The sequence below is a fragment of the Endozoicomonas atrinae genome, assembly GCF_001647025.1.
In the GTDB taxonomy this organism is placed as follows: Bacteria; Pseudomonadota; Gammaproteobacteria; order Pseudomonadales; family Endozoicomonadaceae; genus Endozoicomonas; species Endozoicomonas atrinae.
Window position 1 is genome coordinate 1 of the sequence record NZ_LUKQ02000661.1, and the last position, 827, is coordinate 827.

2 protein-coding genes are annotated in these 827 nt (G+C 61.5%); both read left to right on the top strand.

The window, feature by feature from the left end:
- A partial coding sequence (locus AK963_RS34180; protein WP_202969949.1) for a hypothetical protein occupies positions 1-239 on the top strand: 239 nt, incomplete at its 5' end.
- Positions 240-342: 103 nt separating this feature from the next.
- On the top strand, positions 343-827 hold a 485-nt coding region (locus AK963_RS29895), incomplete at its 3' end, for a hypothetical protein (protein ID WP_139117813.1).

Genomic DNA, 827 nt, shown 5'->3' on the forward strand with positions numbered 1-827 from the left:
CGAACCGGACATTGGGGTTTGATCTGTTTGGTCAGCAGCAACAGCCGCAGCAGGACCCGCTGGCGGCTTTGAAGCAGGCATTGGGGGGCGGGGAAGCAATGACACCGCCACCACCCCCTCCGGTGACACCCAATGCCGCCGTACCGAAGCAGGGGCAGGGTTACGGCTATCACGGTTACGACCCATTGAACCGCACCCCCGGCACCTTCCGTCACTTCCATCCCTCAGCCGGACGGTAACAGACCGCTTCCCACTTCCCGAAAAAGACACGCAAAGCACCTGACCCGCTTTTACGGGGAACAGGTAGTGGGTGGCGGCCAGCGTTTTTTCAAGGACGATTCTATGAACTGGAACGATTTCAGCTCGACCCCGATGTTTCAGCAGGGGGACGATCAGGAACAGGAACGGCTGCGGGAGCATTACTGGCGGCACTATCTCAAGCCCCAGATACCGGAGGGCTACCATCGGGAAGCCCGTTCCCTGTTTGATCAGCATACCCGCCGCCGTGGCAACCCGGAGAGCAGCTATGCCGGTGACCTGTGGGATGCGCTCTGGCATGGCGGTTATGCCGGTGCGGCTGACCTGGTATCCGGTGCGAGCCGACTGGTGGGCGGCGATGGTCATAATGCCGCCAGTGACTGGCTGCGGGAGAAATCCGAGGAACAGCTCGACAATATGTCCCCGTCCAGCATCGAGGCGATGCAGGGGTTCGGGATCGAGAAGAAAGGCGAAGGCCGGTTCGGGCTGACCGAGGGCAGTACCGCTGCCGGTTTTGGCCTCCAGTTTGCCTCTGGGGTTGGCTCTCTGGCACCGTCCATGATACCCGG